This window comes from Micromonospora sp. CNZ286 (genome assembly GCF_014207755.1).
The window spans coordinates 7,005,029-7,020,331 of the sequence record NZ_JACHIZ010000001.1; the positions used below are offsets into that span (position 1 = coordinate 7,005,029).

The 15,303-nt window shown below is 73.3% G+C and carries 14 protein-coding genes; 5 read left to right on the forward strand and 9 right to left on the reverse strand.

Annotated elements, in window-relative coordinates; genetic code table 11:
- Positions 1 to 46: 46 nt before the first annotated feature.
- The 9 genes from FHX31_RS31595 to FHX31_RS31635 all read right to left on the reverse strand — a co-directional run bounded on the left by FHX31_RS31595 (position 47) and on the right by FHX31_RS31635 (position 10,898).
- Positions 47 to 1,210: an acyl-CoA dehydrogenase family protein gene (locus FHX31_RS31595; protein ID WP_184977674.1), complete on the reverse strand. Its 1,164-nt coding sequence runs from the start codon at positions 1,208 to 1,210 to the stop codon at positions 47 to 49.
- Positions 1,207 to 3,222: an ATP-binding protein gene (locus FHX31_RS31600; RefSeq protein ID WP_184977675.1), complete on the reverse strand. Its 2,016-nt coding sequence runs from the start codon at positions 3,220 to 3,222 to the stop codon at positions 1,207 to 1,209. Before FHX31_RS31600 ends, FHX31_RS31595 begins: the two co-directional genes overlap by 4 nt.
- Positions 3,223 to 3,290: 68 nt before the next feature.
- A complete protein-coding gene (locus FHX31_RS31605; protein WP_071097504.1) occupies positions 3,291 to 4,898 on the reverse strand; it encodes an acyl-CoA carboxylase subunit beta in 1,608 nt (535 codons plus the stop codon).
- A complete protein-coding gene (locus FHX31_RS31610) occupies positions 4,895 to 6,034 on the reverse strand; it encodes an acyl-CoA dehydrogenase family protein (RefSeq protein ID WP_013474978.1) in 1,140 nt (379 codons plus the stop codon). Before FHX31_RS31610 ends, FHX31_RS31605 begins: the two co-directional genes overlap by 4 nt.
- Entirely contained in the window at positions 6,031 to 7,707 is a 1,677-nt protein-coding gene (locus FHX31_RS31615; RefSeq protein ID WP_184977676.1) for an acyclic terpene utilization AtuA family protein, read from the reverse strand. Before FHX31_RS31615 ends, FHX31_RS31610 begins: the two co-directional genes overlap by 4 nt.
- Positions 7,704 to 8,498, reverse strand: a complete 795-nt coding sequence (locus FHX31_RS31620; RefSeq protein ID WP_184977677.1) for a TIGR03084 family metal-binding protein — start codon at positions 8,496 to 8,498, stop codon at positions 7,704 to 7,706. Before FHX31_RS31620 ends, FHX31_RS31615 begins: the two co-directional genes overlap by 4 nt.
- A 32-nt stretch (positions 8,499 to 8,530) precedes the next feature.
- Positions 8,531 to 9,142, reverse strand: a complete 612-nt coding sequence (locus tag FHX31_RS31625; protein ID WP_013289007.1) for a TetR/AcrR family transcriptional regulator — start codon at positions 9,140 to 9,142, stop codon at positions 8,531 to 8,533.
- A gap of 106 nt (positions 9,143 to 9,248) precedes the next feature.
- On the reverse strand, positions 9,249 to 9,992 hold the full coding sequence (locus tag FHX31_RS31630; RefSeq protein ID WP_013474981.1) for a metallophosphoesterase family protein: 744 nt from the start codon (positions 9,990 to 9,992) through the stop codon (positions 9,249 to 9,251).
- Positions 9,993 to 10,220: 228 nt separating this feature from the next.
- Complete coding sequence (locus FHX31_RS31635) at positions 10,221 to 10,898, reverse strand: Crp/Fnr family transcriptional regulator (RefSeq protein WP_007466162.1); 678 nt, start codon at positions 10,896 to 10,898, stop codon at positions 10,221 to 10,223.
- Positions 10,899 to 11,117: 219 nt separating this feature from the next.
- Here FHX31_RS31635 and FHX31_RS31640 point away from each other — a divergent pair, with 219 nt between their 5' ends.
- The 5 genes from FHX31_RS31640 (at position 11,118) to FHX31_RS31660 (ending at position 15,297) form a co-directional block, all read left to right on the forward strand.
- Positions 11,118 to 11,843, forward strand: coding sequence for an adenosylcobinamide amidohydrolase (locus FHX31_RS31640; protein ID WP_013474982.1), 726 nt, complete (start codon positions 11,118 to 11,120; stop codon positions 11,841 to 11,843).
- A gap of 106 nt (positions 11,844 to 11,949) precedes the next feature.
- A complete protein-coding gene (locus tag FHX31_RS31645; protein ID WP_236619410.1) occupies positions 11,950 to 13,167 on the forward strand; it encodes a CapA family protein in 1,218 nt (405 codons plus the stop codon).
- Positions 13,164 to 14,006: an endonuclease III gene (gene nth, locus FHX31_RS31650; protein WP_369752263.1), complete on the forward strand. Its 843-nt coding sequence runs from the start codon at positions 13,164 to 13,166 to the stop codon at positions 14,004 to 14,006. Before FHX31_RS31645 ends, nth begins: the two co-directional genes overlap by 4 nt.
- Positions 14,003 to 14,608, forward strand: a complete 606-nt coding sequence (locus FHX31_RS31655; RefSeq protein WP_387033682.1) for a TlpA family protein disulfide reductase — start codon at positions 14,003 to 14,005, stop codon at positions 14,606 to 14,608. Before nth ends, FHX31_RS31655 begins: the two co-directional genes overlap by 4 nt.
- Positions 14,605 to 15,297 carry an NUDIX hydrolase gene (locus FHX31_RS31660; protein ID WP_013289001.1) on the forward strand — a complete coding sequence of 231 codons (693 nt, stop codon included), beginning with the start codon at positions 14,605 to 14,607 and terminating at the stop codon, positions 15,295 to 15,297. Before FHX31_RS31655 ends, FHX31_RS31660 begins: the two co-directional genes overlap by 4 nt.
- The last annotated feature ends 6 nt before the right edge of the window (positions 15,298 to 15,303 follow it).

Here is a 15,303-nt window from a genome sequence, read left to right on the forward strand (position 1 = left end):
GCGCTCGGGCGAGGCGGGCGTCAGCCGCCCGGGTGAAGACTGTGGGTCAGTAGGACTTGTCCTGGCCCAGGACGTGCTGGGCGACGAAGTTGAGGATCATCTCCCGGCTGACCGGGGCGATCCGGCCCGCGCGTACCGCGCCGAGCAGCGTGGCCACGCCGTACTCGGTGGTCATGCCGGCCCCGCCGAGCGCCTGGACGGCGGTGTCGACGGCGAGCGCGGCGGCCTCGCCCGCCGCGTACTTGGCCATGTTGCCGGAGATGCCGGCTTCCAGGTCGCGGCCCGCGTCGTAGAGCGTCGCCGCCTTGTGGATCATCAACCGGGCCAGCTCGACCTGCACTGCCGCGTGCGCCAGCGGGTGCGCCACCCCCTGGTGCGAGCCGATCGAGCGCCCGCCCCACACCTTGCGGGTGGCGGTGTAGTCGCTTGCCCTCTCGATCGCGTACCGGCCGGTGCCGGCGCCCATCGCGGCAACAGTGATGCGCTCCGGGTTGAGGCCGGCGAACAGGGCGGGCAGCCCGGCGTCGAGCGACTCGCCGACGAGCGCGTCGGCGGGGAGCCGGACGTCGTCGAGGAAGAGCAGGAACTGGTTCTCCGGCGACAGGATCTCCATGTCCAGCTTGGACTTCTCCAGGCCCGGCGCGTCGGTCGGCACGATGAACAGCGCCGGCTTCAACTTCCCGGTGGACGCGTCCTCGGTACGAGCGACCACGAGGACGTGCCCGGCCTCGTCCACCCCGGAGATGTAGATCTTCCGGCCGCTGAGCAGCCAGTCGTCCCCGTCGCGGCGGGCCACTGTGGCGAGGCGGTGGAAGTTCGATCCGGCGTCCGGCTCGGTGATCGCGAAGACGATCTTCTGGGAGCCGTCGGCGAGGCCGGGTAGGTGCTTCTTGCGCTGCTCCTCCGTACCGTGCTTGTTGATGATCGTGGCGGCGATGGCGGGGGAGACCACCAGGAGCAGCAGCGGGCAGCCGGTCGCGGCCAGCTCCTCGCACACCAGCGCCAGCTCGGTGATGCCGCCGCCCCCGCCGCCGTACTCGGTGGGGATGTTCACGCCCAGGTAGCCCAGCCGCCCGGCCTCGTGCCACAGCTCGGTGGTGTGCTCGCCGGACCTGGCCTTCTCGACGAAGTAGGAGTGGCCGTACTTGCGGCCCAACGCCCGTACGGCGTCGCGGAGCTGGTCCTGCTCGGGGGTCAGGTCGAAGTTCACTGCGGGTCCTCCTCGGGGTCCACCACGGCAAGTACGGCACCCGTCTCGACCTGGCCGCCGGCCGGCACCGGCAGCTCCGTCACCACGCCGTCGGCGGGGGCGAGCACGGGATGTTCGAGCTTCATCGCTTCCAGCGTCAGCAGCAGGTCACCGGCAGCGACCCGCTGACCGACCTCGACGTGCACCCGGGTCACCGCGCCGGGCAGCGGCGCGAGCAGCGACCCGGCCGCCAGCTCCGCGGTGGGCAGGGGCAGGCGGGGCAGTTCGGTGAGGCTCGCCGCCCCGTCCGGGCCGTCCACGAAGACCGACGACCCCGCCCGGTGTACGCGGAAGGCCCGCCGCACCCCGTCCACGTCGAGCACCACCCGGCCCGGGGTGGCCGTCACCAGCTCGACCACCGGCAGCTCGGTGTTAACAGAGGACCCTTCCTCTACCGGATCCGTTAAGAGGGGGCCCTTCCTTCCCCACTCGGCGAGGGCGCCGGTGCGGTCGAGCCGGTAGTGCACCTCGATCTCCTCGCCGTCGCCGACGGTGAAGCGGGTGACCTGCGGGAAGGACGGCACGTTGCGCCAGCCCGACGGCAACCCGGCCAGCACCGGTGCGGCGGCCCGGCGCTCGGCGGCCCCGGACAGCGCCGCCGCCAGTGCCGCCACCGGAAGCTGCTCCGCCGGCAGCAGTGGCGCGAACACCTCCGGGTGCCGGTCCAGGAAGCCGGTGTCGAGGTCCACGGCGGTGAACTCCGCGCTGCGCAGTACACGGACCAGCAGGTCCCGGTTGGTGGCCACGCCGTGCAGTTCGGCGCGGGCCAGCGCGCCTGCGAGCGCGCGGGCCGCCTCGGTGCGGGTGGGCGCCCAGGCGACGAGCTTCGCCAGCATCGAGTCGTAGTGCACGCTCACCGTCGAGCCGTCCACGACGCCGGAGTCCAGGCGCAGTCCCCGGGCCGGGCCGAACTCGGCTGCCACCCCGGGGATCGCGAACCGGTGCAGCGTGCCGGTGGCCGGGCGGAAGCCCTGAGCCGGGTCCTCGGCGCACAGCCGTACCTCGATGGCGTGGCCGTCGGCCGGTGGCGTGGTGGTGACCGGCAGCGGCTCGCCCTCGGCGACGAGCAGTTGCAGCCGGACCAGGTCCAGCCCGGTGGTCAGCTCGGTGACCGGGTGTTCCACCTGGAGGCGGGTGTTCATCTCCAGGAAGTGCACCTGCCCGTCCGGCGCGAGCAGGAACTCCACGGTTCCCGCGCCGACGTAGTCGACAGCCCGCCCGGCCGCCACCGCCGCCTCGTGCAACTCCGCGCGCACGTCGTCGGGCAGCACACCCGGTGCCTCCTCGACGATCTTCTGGTGGCGGCGTTGGATCGAGCAGTCGCGTACCCCGAGGGCCACGACGGTGCCGTGGGTGTCGCCGAAGATCTGCACCTCGACGTGGCGTCCGCGTTCCACGTACCGCTCGATGAAGACGGTGCCGTCGCCGAACGCCGCCGCGGCCTCGCGGCGAGCGCCCGCGACGGCCTCGGCCAGCCCGGCGGCGTCGCGGACGATCCGCATGCCCCGGCCGCCGCCACCGGCGGCGGCCTTGACCAGCACCGGGAAGGCGGTGACCTCGGCCGGGTCGGTCCAGGTGGGCAGCATCGGCACGCCCGCGTCGGCGAGCATCGCCTTGGCGGCCATCTTGTCGCCCATCGCGGCGATCGCCTTCGCGGACGGCCCGACCCAGGTCAGGCCCGCGTCGGTCACCGCCGCGGCGAACTCGGCGTTCTCGGCCAGGAAGCCGTAGCCGGGGTGGACGGCGTCCGCGCCGGAGCGCCGGGCCGCGTCCAGGATGGCGTCGATGCGCAGGTACGTCTCGGCCGGCGTGTTCCCCGGCAGCCGGACGGCCTGGTCGGCGTCGGCCACGAACGGCGCGTCGGCGTCCGCGTCGGAGTGCACGGCGACGGTGGCCACGCCGAGGGCGCGGCAGGTGGCGAAGACCCGGCGGGCGATCTCGCCCCGGTTCGCAACCAGAAGTTTGTTGATCATCCGCGCTGAGCCTGCCTTTCGTTCGCGACTGCGGGACTCCGCTTCGCTGCGTTCCTCGCGCTCACAGGTCACATCCGGAAGACGCCGAAACCGTCGGCGCCCTTCACCGGTCCGTTGTGGATCGCCGACAGGCACAGCCCGAGGACGGTACGGGTGTCCCGGGGGTCGATCACCCCGTCGTCGTAGAGCCGCCCGGACAGGAACAGCGCCCCGGACTGCGACTCGATCTGCTGCTCGACCATCATCCGCATGGCGGCGTCGGTGTCCTCGTCGTACTCGCGTCCCCGGGCGGCGGCCGCCTGCCGGGCCACGATGGACAGCACACCGGCGAGCTGCGCCGGGCCCATCACCGCCGACTTCGCGTTCGGCCAGGTGAACAGGAACCGGGGCTCGTACGCCCGGCCGCACATGCCGTAGTTGCCGGCGCCGTAGGAGGCGCCCAGGTTGACCGTCAGGTGCGGCACCTTCGAGTTCGACACCGCGTTGATCATCAGGGCGCCGTGCTTGATGATGCCGCGCTGCTCGTACTCGGTGCCGACCATGTAGCCGGTGGTGTTCTGGAGGAAGACCAGCGGTGTGTCAGCCGCGTTGGCGAGCTGGATGAACTGGGCCGCCTTCTGCGCCTCCTGGCTGAACAGCACGCCCCGGGCGTTCGCGAGCACACCGACCGGGTAGCCGTGCAGCTCACCCCAGCCGGTCACGAGCGCGGTGCCGTAGCCGGGCTTGAACTCGTCGAACGCGCTGTCGTCGAGCACCCGGGCCAGTACCTCGCGCGGGTCGAACGGCACCTTCAGGTCGGCGCTGGCGATGCCGAGCAACTCCTCCGGGTCGTACCGGGGTGGCAGCGGGTGGGGGTTGCGCGGCGGAGGGCCGTGCTTGCGCCAGTTGAGCCGGCGGACGCACTGCCGGGCCAGCCGGATGCCGTCGCGCTCGTCCTCGGCGAGGAAGTCGGCCAGGCCGGACGTGGTGGCGTGCATCGCCGCGCCGCCGAGCGACTCGTCGTCGGTGACCTCGCCGGTGGCCATCTTCACCAGCGGCGGTCCGGCCAGGTAGACCTGCGAACGGTCGCGGATCATGACGGTGTAGTCCGACATGCCCGGCACGTACGCGCCACCTGCTGTGGCGTTGCCGAAGACCACGCTCACGGTCGGGATCCGCTGCGCGGAGAGCCGGGTCAGGTCACGGAACACCCGGCCGCCGGGAATGAAGATCTCCGCCTGGGTGGGTAGGTCGGCGCCGGCCGACTCGACCAGGTTCACCATCGGCAGCCGGTTGGCCGCCGCGATCTCACCGGCCCGCCGGGTCTTCGCCAGTGACCACGGGTTGATCGCGCCGCCGCGTACCGTCGGGTCGTTCGCCACGATCAGGCACTCGACGCCCTCGACCACGCCGATGCCCGTCACGGTGCTGGCACCTACCGGGAAGTCGGTGCCGAACGCGGCTACCGACGACAGCTCGAGGAACGGGCTGTCCGGGTCGAGCAGCAGCTCGATCCGCTCCCGGGGGAGCAGCTTGCCGCGACCGTGGTGGCGGGTCACGTACTTCTCGCCGCCACCGCCCCGGGCCTGGTCGAGCGCCTCCTCCAGCTCGGCCAGGCGTTCCAGCAGCGCCTCCCGGTTGGCGGTGAAGGCGGGCGCGGACGGGTCGATGGTGCTCTGCAGGACAGTCGTGCTCATAGGCCCATGCCCTTCGCGATGATCTCGTTCATGATCTCGGTGGTGCCGCCGCCGATGCCGAGCAGACGGGCGTCGCGGTAGTGCCGCTCCACCTCGGCGTCGCGCATGTAGCCGAAGCCGCCGTGCAGTTGCAGCGCCGCGTCGACCACCCAGTCGCAGGTGGCCACCGCCACGTTCTTCGCCATCGCCACCTCGGTCACCACCGGCTGCCCGGCGGCCACCCGCTCGGCGACGTCGTGCACGTACGCCCGTGCCGCGTCGGTGCGGCTGTGCATCTCGGCCAGCTTGTGCCGGACGACCTGGCGCCCGACGAGCGGCCGGCCGAACGTCTGGCGGTCCCGGCACCACTGCACGGCCAGGTCCACGCAGCGCTGCGCGGTCGCGTACGCCTGGGTGGCGAGCGACAGCCGCTCGTTGGCGAACTGCTGCATGATGGCGAGGAAGCCGGTGTCCTCCGGGCCGACCCGGTTCGTCACCGGCACCCGCACGTCGACGAAGGACAGCTCGGCGGTGTCCGAGCAGTGCCAGCCCAGCTTCTCCAGCCGCCGCCCCACCGTGAACCCGGGCGTGCCCTTGTCGATGACCAGCAGGCTGACCGAGCCCGAACCGGGGAACTCGGTGCAGACAGCAGTGGTGACGAAGTCGGCGCGGACCCCGCTGGTGATGTACGTCTTGGACCCGTTGACGACGTAGTGGTCACCGTCGCGGACCGCGCAGGTGCGGATGCCCGCCACGTCCGAGCCGCCGTCCGGTTCGGTGATCGCCAGCGCGCCGATCATCGTCCCGGCGAGCACGGGCCGCACGTACTTGTCGATCAGCCCTTCGTCCTGGGTCTCGACCATGTGCGGCAGCGCGATCCCGTGCGTGAACAACGCGGCGACCAGCCCGGACGACCCGCCCGAGCGGATGATCTCCTCGGTGACCACCATCGAGTCGAGCAGGTCGCCGCCGCTGCCGCCGACCGACTCCGGGAAGCCGATGCCGAGCAGGCCGATCTTGGCGGCGGTCTCGTGCAGCGACCGGGGTACCTCGCCCGCCCGCTCCCAGTCGGACAGGTGCGGCAGCACCTCCCGGGTCACGAACGAACGGGTCAGCTCGCGCAGTTGCCGGCGTTCCGGCGTGTCCACGATGGTCATGCCGGAACCTCCGTCGGAAGATCGACCACTCGCGAGCGCAGCAGCTCGCCGAGCGCCTTGGCCTGGGGGTCGAACCGGGTGGACGCGGCCACGCCCTGCCCGAGCAGTCCCCGGATCACGAAGTTGACAGCGCGCAGGTTCGGCAGCTCGTACCGCTCGACTGTGAGCGACGCCGTCTCCGGCAGCAGCTCGGCCAGCCGCTCCACCGTCAGCCAGTCGCGCAGCCACGGCCAGGTCGCGTCGGTGCGGGCCCAGACGCCCAGGTTGGCGTCGCCACCCTTGTCGCCCGACCGCGCCCCGACCAGCTCACCGAGCGGCCCCCGCCGGGTGCCGGGCAAGGAAGGGCCCCCTGTTAACGCCTCGTGTTGTACAGGGGCCCCCTGCAAACCGCCCGTCACCGTCGGCGGCGCGATCGCCACCCGCTCCCCGGAGGGCAGCACCGCGACGTGCTCGACAGCGTCCTGCGCGATCGCGTCGGCGGTGAACACCCCGTACGGCGTCGCGTCGCCGGGCAGCGTGGTCAGCGTGCAGCCCGGGTAGGAGGCCAGCGCCAGCTCCACCGCCGCCGCCGAGAACGCCCGCCCGGCCCGCGACTTGTCACCGTCCCGCAGGTGTACGTGCAGCAGCGCGCTCGCCGCCTCGGTGTCGCCGGTGTCCGGGTGGTCGGTACGGGCCAGCGTGAACTCCAGCCCCTCCGCGCCGACCGACTCCTCGATCTGGCCCCGGACCAGTGCCGCCTTGGCCGGGATGTCCAGCCCGCACAGCACGAACGTCATCGAGTTGCGGAAGCCGCCCAGGTTGTTGACGCCCACCTTGAGCGTGGCCGGCGGCGGCGTGCCGCGCACCCCGGACACGCGTACCCGGTCCGGGCCCTCCTGCTCCAGCCGTACCGTGTCCAGCCGGGTCACCACGTCCGGCCCGAGGTAGTCCGATCCGCCCACCTCGTACAGCAGCTGGGCGGTGACCGTCTCGACCGTCACCGCGCCGCCGGTGCCGGCGTGCTTGGTGAGCACCGACGAGCCGTCCGCGTGCAGTTCGGCGATCGGGAAGCCGGGCCGGTGCCCGCCGTCCGGCAACTCGGTGAAGAAGCTGAAGTTGCCGCCGGTGACCTGCGCGCCGCACTCGATCAGGTGCCCGGCGACGGTCGCGCCGGCCAGCGCGTCGAGGTCGTCGCGGGTCCACCCGAAGCGGGCGATCGCCGGGCCGACGGCCAGCGAGGCGTCGGTGACCCGCCCGGTGACCACCACGTCCGCGCCCGCGTCGAGGCAGGCCGCGATCCCGAACGCGCCCAGGTACGCGTTCGCGGTCAGCGCGTCCGGCCGCTGGATCGCGTCGCCCTCGACGTACCCGACCCGGACCTGGAGGCCGAGCCGGTCGCCGAGTGACCGGATCGCGTCGGCCAGCCCCGCCGGGTTGAGGCCGCCCGCGTTGGTGACCAGCGTGACGCCGCGCTCCAGCGCGGTGCCGAGCACGCCCTCCGCCTGATGCAGGAACGTCTTGGCGTAGCCGAGCGACGGGTCGCGCATCCGGTCCCGGCCGAGGATGAGCATGGTCAGCTCGGCCAGGTAGTCACCGGTCAGCACGTCCAGTTCGCCGCCGTCGAGCATCTCCCGCCAGGCGGCGAAGCGGTCGCCGTAGAAGCCCGACGCGTTCCCGATCCGCAGCACGCTCATGAGGAGGTTCCGTTCGCCGGCTCGCGCTTGTCGCCGGGCGGCCCGGCGAACGCCTGGGCCACGTCCAGCCACTCGTCGGCCACCGGCCCGGTGGCGGTCAGGGCCAGGTCCGCGCGGTGCCGGCGCTGCGTGACGAGCAGGCAGAAGTCGAGCGCCGGGCCGGTCACCCGGTCGGCCGCGTCGGCCGGCCCGAACTCCCACACCTCGCCGTCCGCGGGCGCGGTCAGCTCGACCCGCACCGGCGCCGTGGGCACGTCGCGGCCGTGGGCGGAGAAGCCGTGCCCGAGGGTACGGAAGCCGAGGTGCGCGATGTGCCGCAGGCGCGCGGTCGGGGTACGGCTGACGCCCAGCGCGTCTGCCACGTCCTCGCCGTGCGCCCACGTCTCCATCAGCCGTGCCGTGACCATCGACGTGGGCGACATGCTGGTGCCGTACCAGGGGATCTTCTGCCCGGCCGGTACGGCGGCGAGCGCCCCGGCGAGCGCCGACCGGCCGGCACGCCACCGGGCCAGCAGCGCGGGCGGTGGCGCCAGGAAGGACTCGGCACCGTCCTCGACCAGGCGCGACGGGTCCGGTGCGGCCATCACCGAGGCGAAGAACGCGGACTCGTCGGTGGCCGCCAGGTAGGCGACGTGGTCGGTCCATGCCAGGTGCGCGACCTGGTGCGCGACGGTCCAGCCCGGGGCCGGTGTCGGCCGCTCCCATCCTTCCGGCGGCAGGTCCGCGACGAGCGCGTCGAGCTGTTCGGACTCGGCGGCCAGATCCGCGAGCAGGGCTGTCAGGTCGACCATTGTGCCTCCGGGCGGGGTGGGGCGTCAGGGGATCAGTGCCGCTCGCTCTCGGGGGTGAGCAGCGCGGCGAGCTGGCGTTTCCAGGTGTGCAGCAGGGCGGCGCGGCGGGGCGAGTCGTCGCTGAGCAGGTTGGCCACGCCGAGGCCGCGGAGCAGGTCGAGGGTGGCCTGCACCGACTCGCGTACGCCCGGTTTGCGCTCGTCCACACCGAGCAGCTCGACGGTGAGCCGGTGCATCTCGCGGCCGATCCGCGCCTCCAGCGGCACCAGCGCGGCGCGCAGCTCGGCGTCGGTACGCGCGGCCACCCACAGTTCCAGCGCGGCCACGAACAGCGGGCCGGTGAACGAGGCGGCGAGCAGGTCGACCACGCCGTCGAGCCGCTTCGGGCCGACCGGCAGGTGCGCCGCCTCGGCGCGCAGCTCGGCCGCCCGGCGCTCGGTCAGGTGCGTGACGGCGGCGGTCACCAGGGCGGCCTTGGTGGGGTAGTGGTGCAGCTGGGCGCCCCTGGAGACGCCGGCGTGGGCTGCCACCACTGTCGTCGTGGTGCCGGACCAGCCGTGCTCCACCAGGCACTCGACAGTCGCCTCCAGCAGCCGGGCCTGGGTGGCACGGCTGCGCTCCTGCTGCGGAACTCGGCTCGACACGCAGACAGCGTGCCCCGCCCAAAACAAACAGTCAAGCCTGACTTTTTCTGAAAGGAGGGGGCCCTTGTTAACGCCTGCGGTAGAGGAAGGGCCCCTTGTTAACGCCTCAGCGGCCGTCGCGCGGAGCGAAGACCGTGAGCGCGTCGGCGTCGGAGTGGCGGGAGCGGACGTACTCGTCGGCCCAGGCCGCCGCATCAGGGAACGTGGACTCGGCGGCGACCCGGGCGCAGGCGGCGTCCACGTCGAAGCGGGTCCGGCGCAACTGCACGCCCGGGCCGAGCAGCGCCCACCAGGCGCCCGCGCCCCCGTACGGCATGCCGACGCTGCCCGGGTTCACCACCAGGCGACGGTCGACCAGCCGGGTGAACGGCATGTGCGTGTGTCCGCAGACCACCGTGCCGATCTCGGCCGGCAGGCCGGCGAAGACCTCGGCCCAGCGGTCCAGCCGCGAGTCCACGAGCACGACCTCCTCGTCGTCGCGCGGGGTGGCGTGGCAGAACAGCACGTCGCCCAGACCGGTGACCGGCAGCGTGACGGACGGCGGCAGCGCCGCCAGCCGGGCCACCTGGTCGTCGCGGAGCTGCCCGGCGGCCCAGTTCGAGACGGCGATCGGGGAGGACCTGCCGGCCCGCGCCTGCACCAGCTCCCGGTCGGCGTTCCCGCCGACCCAGCAGGCCCGGTCACCGAGCGCGGCCAGCCGGTCCAGCACCTCGACCGGCTGCGGACCGGCCGCCAGGTCACCGGTGAGGACGATCAGGTCGGCGGCTGCCACGTCCGGCTCGGCCAGCACTGCTTCCAGCGCGGGCAGCACACCGTGGATGTCGGAGAGGACGGCGACGCGATCAGGCATCGTCCCAGCCTGGCGACCCCGTTGCGGGAGCACCAAGCGATTCTGCGGCGGGCAGAGACGGCGCCGGCCGTCCCGCGCCCTGACGGCACCGGCCCGCTCAGAGGCGGCAACGGCCCCGGCTTGGGCAGAGACGGCATCGGCCCGGCCTGCGCAGAAGACGGCAGCAGAAGACGGCATCGGCCCGGCTCCGCGCGGTGGCGGGCCGGGCCGGGAAGCCGGTACGGAGGGTCAGACCCGCGCGCGGCGAGCCAGGCGCTCCGGGTCGAGGATGATGATGCTCTTGCCGTCCAGCCGCAGCCAGCCGCGCGAGGCGAAGTCGGCCAGCGCCTTGTTGACGGTCTCCCGGGAGGCGCCGACCAGCTGGGCGATCTCCTCCTGGGTGAGGTCGTGCGTCACGCGCAGCACGCCGCCGTCGCGGGTGCCGAACCGGCCGGCCATCTGGAGCAGGTTCTTGGCGACCCGGCCCGGTACGTCGGTGAAGATCAGGTCGGCGAGCGAGTCGTTGGTCCGGCGCAGCCGGCGGGCGAGCACCCGCAGCAGCTGCTCGGCGATCTCGGGCCGGTTGTTCAGCCACGGCCGCAGCGCCTGCTTGCGCAGCCGGACCAGGCGGGTGTCGGTGACCGCCGTGGCCGTCGCCGTACGCGGACCGGGGTCGAAGAGCGACAGCTCACCGACCATGTCCGACGGGCCCATCACGGCGATCAGGTTCTGCCGGCCGTCCGCCGCGCGGCGACCCACCTTGATCTTGCCGGACAGGAGGATGTAGAGACTGTCGCCGGGCTCGCCCTCGTTGAACACGATCTCGCCCTTGCGGACCTCGATCGTCTCCATCTCCTTGGCGAGCGCCTCGGCAGCCTCCGGGTCGACACCCTGGAAGATCCCGCTGCGAGCCAGTACCTCGTCCATCGCGCACCTCCGCCTGCGCGTGCCGTCCGTCGGCCGGGTCTGCCGTCCGCTGATCCCTCGCGCGCCGCCAGTCTAGGCGCACATGAGCAGGAATCAGAGGTGCACCCCTGGAATCTTGATCGTTGGGCGTAACCCACCCGACCTGGGGAGCGGCTAAGATCCCGCCCCCGGCACGGGCCGGCGCCACCCGTTCCCACCTGTGATCGTAGGGTGACCGGCGTGCTGTGTGAGCCGTTCCTGACCAGCCGGTCCGAATCCGGGTGGGACATCCCGATGCTGGCCTGGCGGGCCGAGGCCCCGCTGCTGGCGGTCGGCTCCGCGCCGCTGGGCGGGGGGATCGGCGTCCGCCGGTGGGTGCTGAACGCGACGGTGCCCATGTCGTACGACCGGGACGACCCCGCCGCGCACCTGGCCGAGCTGGCGCACGGCCTCGACCTGGACGGCCCCGGCGTCGGGCTGCTGACCGGCGTGGACGTGAGCGAGGTGGTCCGCCGCACGGACGGCGGCGTCCGCGTCTGGGCGACTGTCGGCCTGGGCACGCCGGTCTGGGCCGCCGCCCCCGAGCCGGCCACCGTCACACCCGAGCCGTCCGCCGTGCCCGAGCCGGCGCCGTCGGCCGCGAGCGAGCCGGCCCGGCCCGCGCAGCACGTCGGCACCGTCAACATCGTCGTGTACGTCCCGGTGCGGCTCGGCGACGCCGCCCTGGTCAACGCCGTGGCCACCGCCACCGAGGCGAAGGCCCAGGCGATCTGGGAACTCGGACTGCCCGCCACGGGCACCCCCACCGACGCGGTGACGGTGCTCTGCCCGGCCGACGGCGATCCGGCCCCGTACGGCGGTCCCCGGTCATCCTGGGGCGCACCGCTGGCGCGGGCCGTGCACGCCGCCGTGCGCTCCGGCGGCGCCGGGACCGTGGTGCCCTGGTCCGACCGGCGGGCGGGCTGACGTGGGCCCGGCACACGCGACACGCCGGGTTTTCCGACCGATCGGCCCTCGTCGCGGCGTTCCGGGGACGGTAGCGTCGCCGACGATGTACGCTTCCGCCCGCTCTGTGCCCCGTACCCTCCGCGCCGCCGTCGCCGGACCGCCAGCCGCCGTGCCCGGCCCGCGTCGTGCGGTGCTCGGCCGACGCCTGGCCGCGTTCGCCGCGCTCGTCGCCGTCCTGTTCGTCGCCGGCTGCGGCGACGCCGGCGGGTCCGGCGGCGACCCCCGGTGGCAGACGGGACAGGGCGGCGGATCGACCGGCTCGGCCTGGCCGGCCACCGGTGACCAGCCGGCCGCGCCTGATGCGTCGAAGGAGCCGTCGATCTCGCTCACCGCGACCGGTGACGTGATCATGGGTAACGCGCCGGACCGGCTGCCCCCGAACGGCGGCAAGGGCTTCTTCGACGACGTGAAGTCGGCGCTCAAGGGCGACCTGGTGATGGGCAACCTGGAGGAGCCGCTCACCGACGACACCGGCGCCGGCAAGTGCGGCCCGGAGCCGAAGAACTGCTACCAGTTCCGCGCGCCGCCCGGCTACGCCGCACACCTGCGCTCGGCCGGGTTCCAGCTGCTCAACCAGGCCAACAACCACGGCTACGACTACGGCCGCCAGGGCTACGAGAACACCCAGTCGGCGCTGGAGGCGCACGGGCTCAAGCACACCGGCGCGCCGGGCGAGATCACCGTGGTGGACGTCAAGGGCATCAAGGTCGCCGTGGTGGGCTTCTCGTCGTACCCCTGGTCCAACAGCCTGGTCGACCTGAACGCCGCCAAGCAGGTGATCGAGATGGCCAAGGAGCAGGCCCAGATCGTGGTGGTGCAGGTGCACATGGGCGCCGAGGGTGCCGACAAGACCCGGGTGAAGCCGGGCACCGAGATGTTCTTCGGCGAGAACCGCGGCGACCCGATCCGCTTCTCCCGGACCGTCATCGACGCCGGCGCCGACCTGGTCATCGGGCACGGCCCGCACGTGCTGCGCGGGATGGAGTTCTACAAGGGGCGGCTGATCGCGTACAGCCTCGGCAACTTCGCCGGTGGCGGGAAGTCGCTGAACAGCTCCGGCCGGCTCGGCTGGGGCGGCGTGCTCAAGGTGTCGCTCACCGCCGACGGGAAGTTCGCCGGTGGCACGTTCACCTCCACCGTGATGAACGGCGTGGGCCGTCCCTCGGTGGACCGGCAGAACCGCGGCCTCGGACTGGTCCGTGACCTGAACCGGTCCGACTTCCCGGACACCGGCGCGAAGCTCGACGGGACCGGCAAGATCACCGCACCGGCGGGTGGCTGAGCGCACCCCGGCCGCGCCGAGCCGCCGGAGCGTCGGTCCCGCGACGTAGGCTGGCCGACGTGACCACGCGTTCCCCCGAGACCGACCTCGGTCGTACGCGCCGCGCCCGGCGCATCGGCCGCGTGCTGACCGAGACGCACCCCGACGCGCACTGTGAACTCGACCACGCCAACGCGCTGGAGCTCGCAGTGGCGACGATCCTGTCCGCCCAGTGCACCGACAAGAAGGTCAACGAGGTCACGCCGAAGCTGTTCGCCCGCTACCGCACCGCCGCCGACTACGCCGCGGCGGACCGTGCCGAGCTGGAGGAGCTGATCCGGCCCACCGGGTTCTACCGCAACAAGACCAGCTCCCTGATCAACCTCGGGCGGGCGCTCTGCGAGCGGTACGACGGCGAGGTGCCCGGGCGGCTCGACGACCTGGTGACCCTGCCGGGGATCGGCCGAAAGACCGCCAACGTCATCCTCGGCAACGCCTTCGGCGTCCCCGGCATCACCGTCGACACCCACTTCCAGCGGCTGGTGCACCGGTGGCAGCTCACCACCGAGACCGATCCGGTGAAGATCGAGCACGCGATCGGCGCGCTCTACCCCAAGCGCGACTGGACGATGCTGTCGCACCGGGTCATCTTCCACGGCCGCCGGGTCTGCCACGCCCGCAAGCCCGCCTGCGGCGCGTGCACGCTGGCGAAGCTGTGTCCCGCGTACGGCACCGGCCCGACCGAGCCGGCCGCCGCGGCCAAGCTGCTCAAGGGCCCCCGCGCCCGTGACCTGGCGGTGGCCGTCGGCCTCGATCCCGACCTGGTGCCGCAGCAGGCGGCAGCGGCGGACGTGCCGTGATGCGCCGGTTCGCGTACCTTCTCGTCCCGCTGCTGCTGGCGGCAGCGGGCTGCACCGCCACGACCGAGGAGCCGGAACGTCCGGCGCCGGCGACCCGGGCCGAGCGTCCCTCGCCGTTCGCCGACTGCGCCCCGCTGACCGTCGCGCCCGCCGCCGCGTCCCCGACGTCCGCCGGGAAGGCCGGTGACCAGCTCCCCGACCTGACGCTCAACTGCTTCACCGGCGGCGCGCCGGTGAACCTGCGCGACGTCAAGGGCCCGGCGGTGATCAACGTGTGGGCGTCCTGGTGCCCGCCGTGCCGCAAGGAGCTGCCCGCGTTCCAGCGGCTCAGCGAGCGGGCCGACGGCCGGTTCCAGGTGATCGGCGTGAACAGCCGGGACAGCCGCGGCGGCGCGCAGTCCATCGGCGAGGACTACGGCGTCGACTTCCCGATGCTGCTCGACCAGGGCGACGCGTTCCAGCGCGCGCTGGAACGCAACGCGTTCCCGCTCACAGTGCTGGTCGACGCCGACGGCCGGATCCGGCACACCGACGCGACCGGCGCGCTCGACGACGCCCGCCTCGCCGCGCTGCTCGAACGTCACCTCGGGGTGCGGGTATGACCCGACGGCCGCCGGTGTGGTTCGACCCGCTGCTGGGCCGGCTCGGCACCGCGCGGGCGGAGGACTTCACCCGCATCGTCACGCCGTCCAGCGGCGGCCGGGAGAGCGCCGTACTGGTGCTGCTCGGCGAGGAGCCCGGCGCCGGGCCGGACGTGCTCGTCCTCCAGCGCGCCGCGACGCTGCGCAACCACGCCGGGCAGCCGGCCTTCCCGGGCGGGGCGGCCGACCCGGAGGACGCCGACGCCCGCGCCACCGCGCTGCGCGAGGCGAACGAGGAGGTCGGCCTCGACCCCGGCAGCGTCACAGTGCTCGCCGAGCTGCCCCGGCTCTGGATCCCGGTCAGCGACTTCGTGGTCACCCCGGTGCTCGCCTGGTGGCACGACCCGCACCCGGTGCACCCGCGTGAGCCGGCCGAGGTCGCGCACGTGGCCCGGCTGCCGGTCACCGAGCTGGTCGACCCGGACAACCGCATGCGGGTACGCCACCCGAGCGGCTGGATCGGTCCCGCCTTCTCCGCACGCGGCATGCTCGTCTGGGGCTTCACCGCAGGCGTGATCGACCGGCTGCTGGAGATGGGCGGCTGGTCCCGGCCCTGGCCGCACTCGCGTGTGGTGGACCTGCCGCCCGTGGACGCCACGCCCGCTCCGTCGGCGGGCACCGAGGCGGCCGACGAGAGCCCGGTGCGCTGATCACCC

Coding starts and splice junctions, on each gene's coding strand:
- FHX31_RS31620 (WP_184977677.1), bottom strand. CDS start 8,498: ATGGTCGACCTGACAGCCCTGCTCGCGGATCTGGCCGCCGAGTCCGAA.
- FHX31_RS31615 (WP_184977676.1), bottom strand. CDS start 7,707: ATGAGCGTGCTGCGGATCGGGAACGCGTCGGGCTTCTACGGCGACCGC.
- FHX31_RS31630 (WP_013474981.1), bottom strand. CDS start 9,992: ATGCCTGATCGCGTCGCCGTCCTCTCCGACATCCACGGTGTGCTGCCC.
- FHX31_RS31610 (WP_013474978.1), bottom strand. CDS start 6,034: ATGACCATCGTGGACACGCCGGAACGCCGGCAACTGCGCGAGCTGACC.
- FHX31_RS31635 (WP_007466162.1), bottom strand. CDS start 10,898: ATGGACGAGGTACTGGCTCGCAGCGGGATCTTCCAGGGTGTCGACCCG.
- FHX31_RS31605 (WP_071097504.1), bottom strand. CDS start 4,898: ATGAGCACGACTGTCCTGCAGAGCACCATCGACCCGTCCGCGCCCGCC.
- FHX31_RS31600 (WP_184977675.1), bottom strand. CDS start 3,222: ATGATCAACAAACTTCTGGTTGCGAACCGGGGCGAGATCGCCCGCCGG.
- FHX31_RS31660 (WP_013289001.1), top strand. CDS start 14,605: ATGACCCGACGGCCGCCGGTGTGGTTCGACCCGCTGCTGGGCCGGCTC.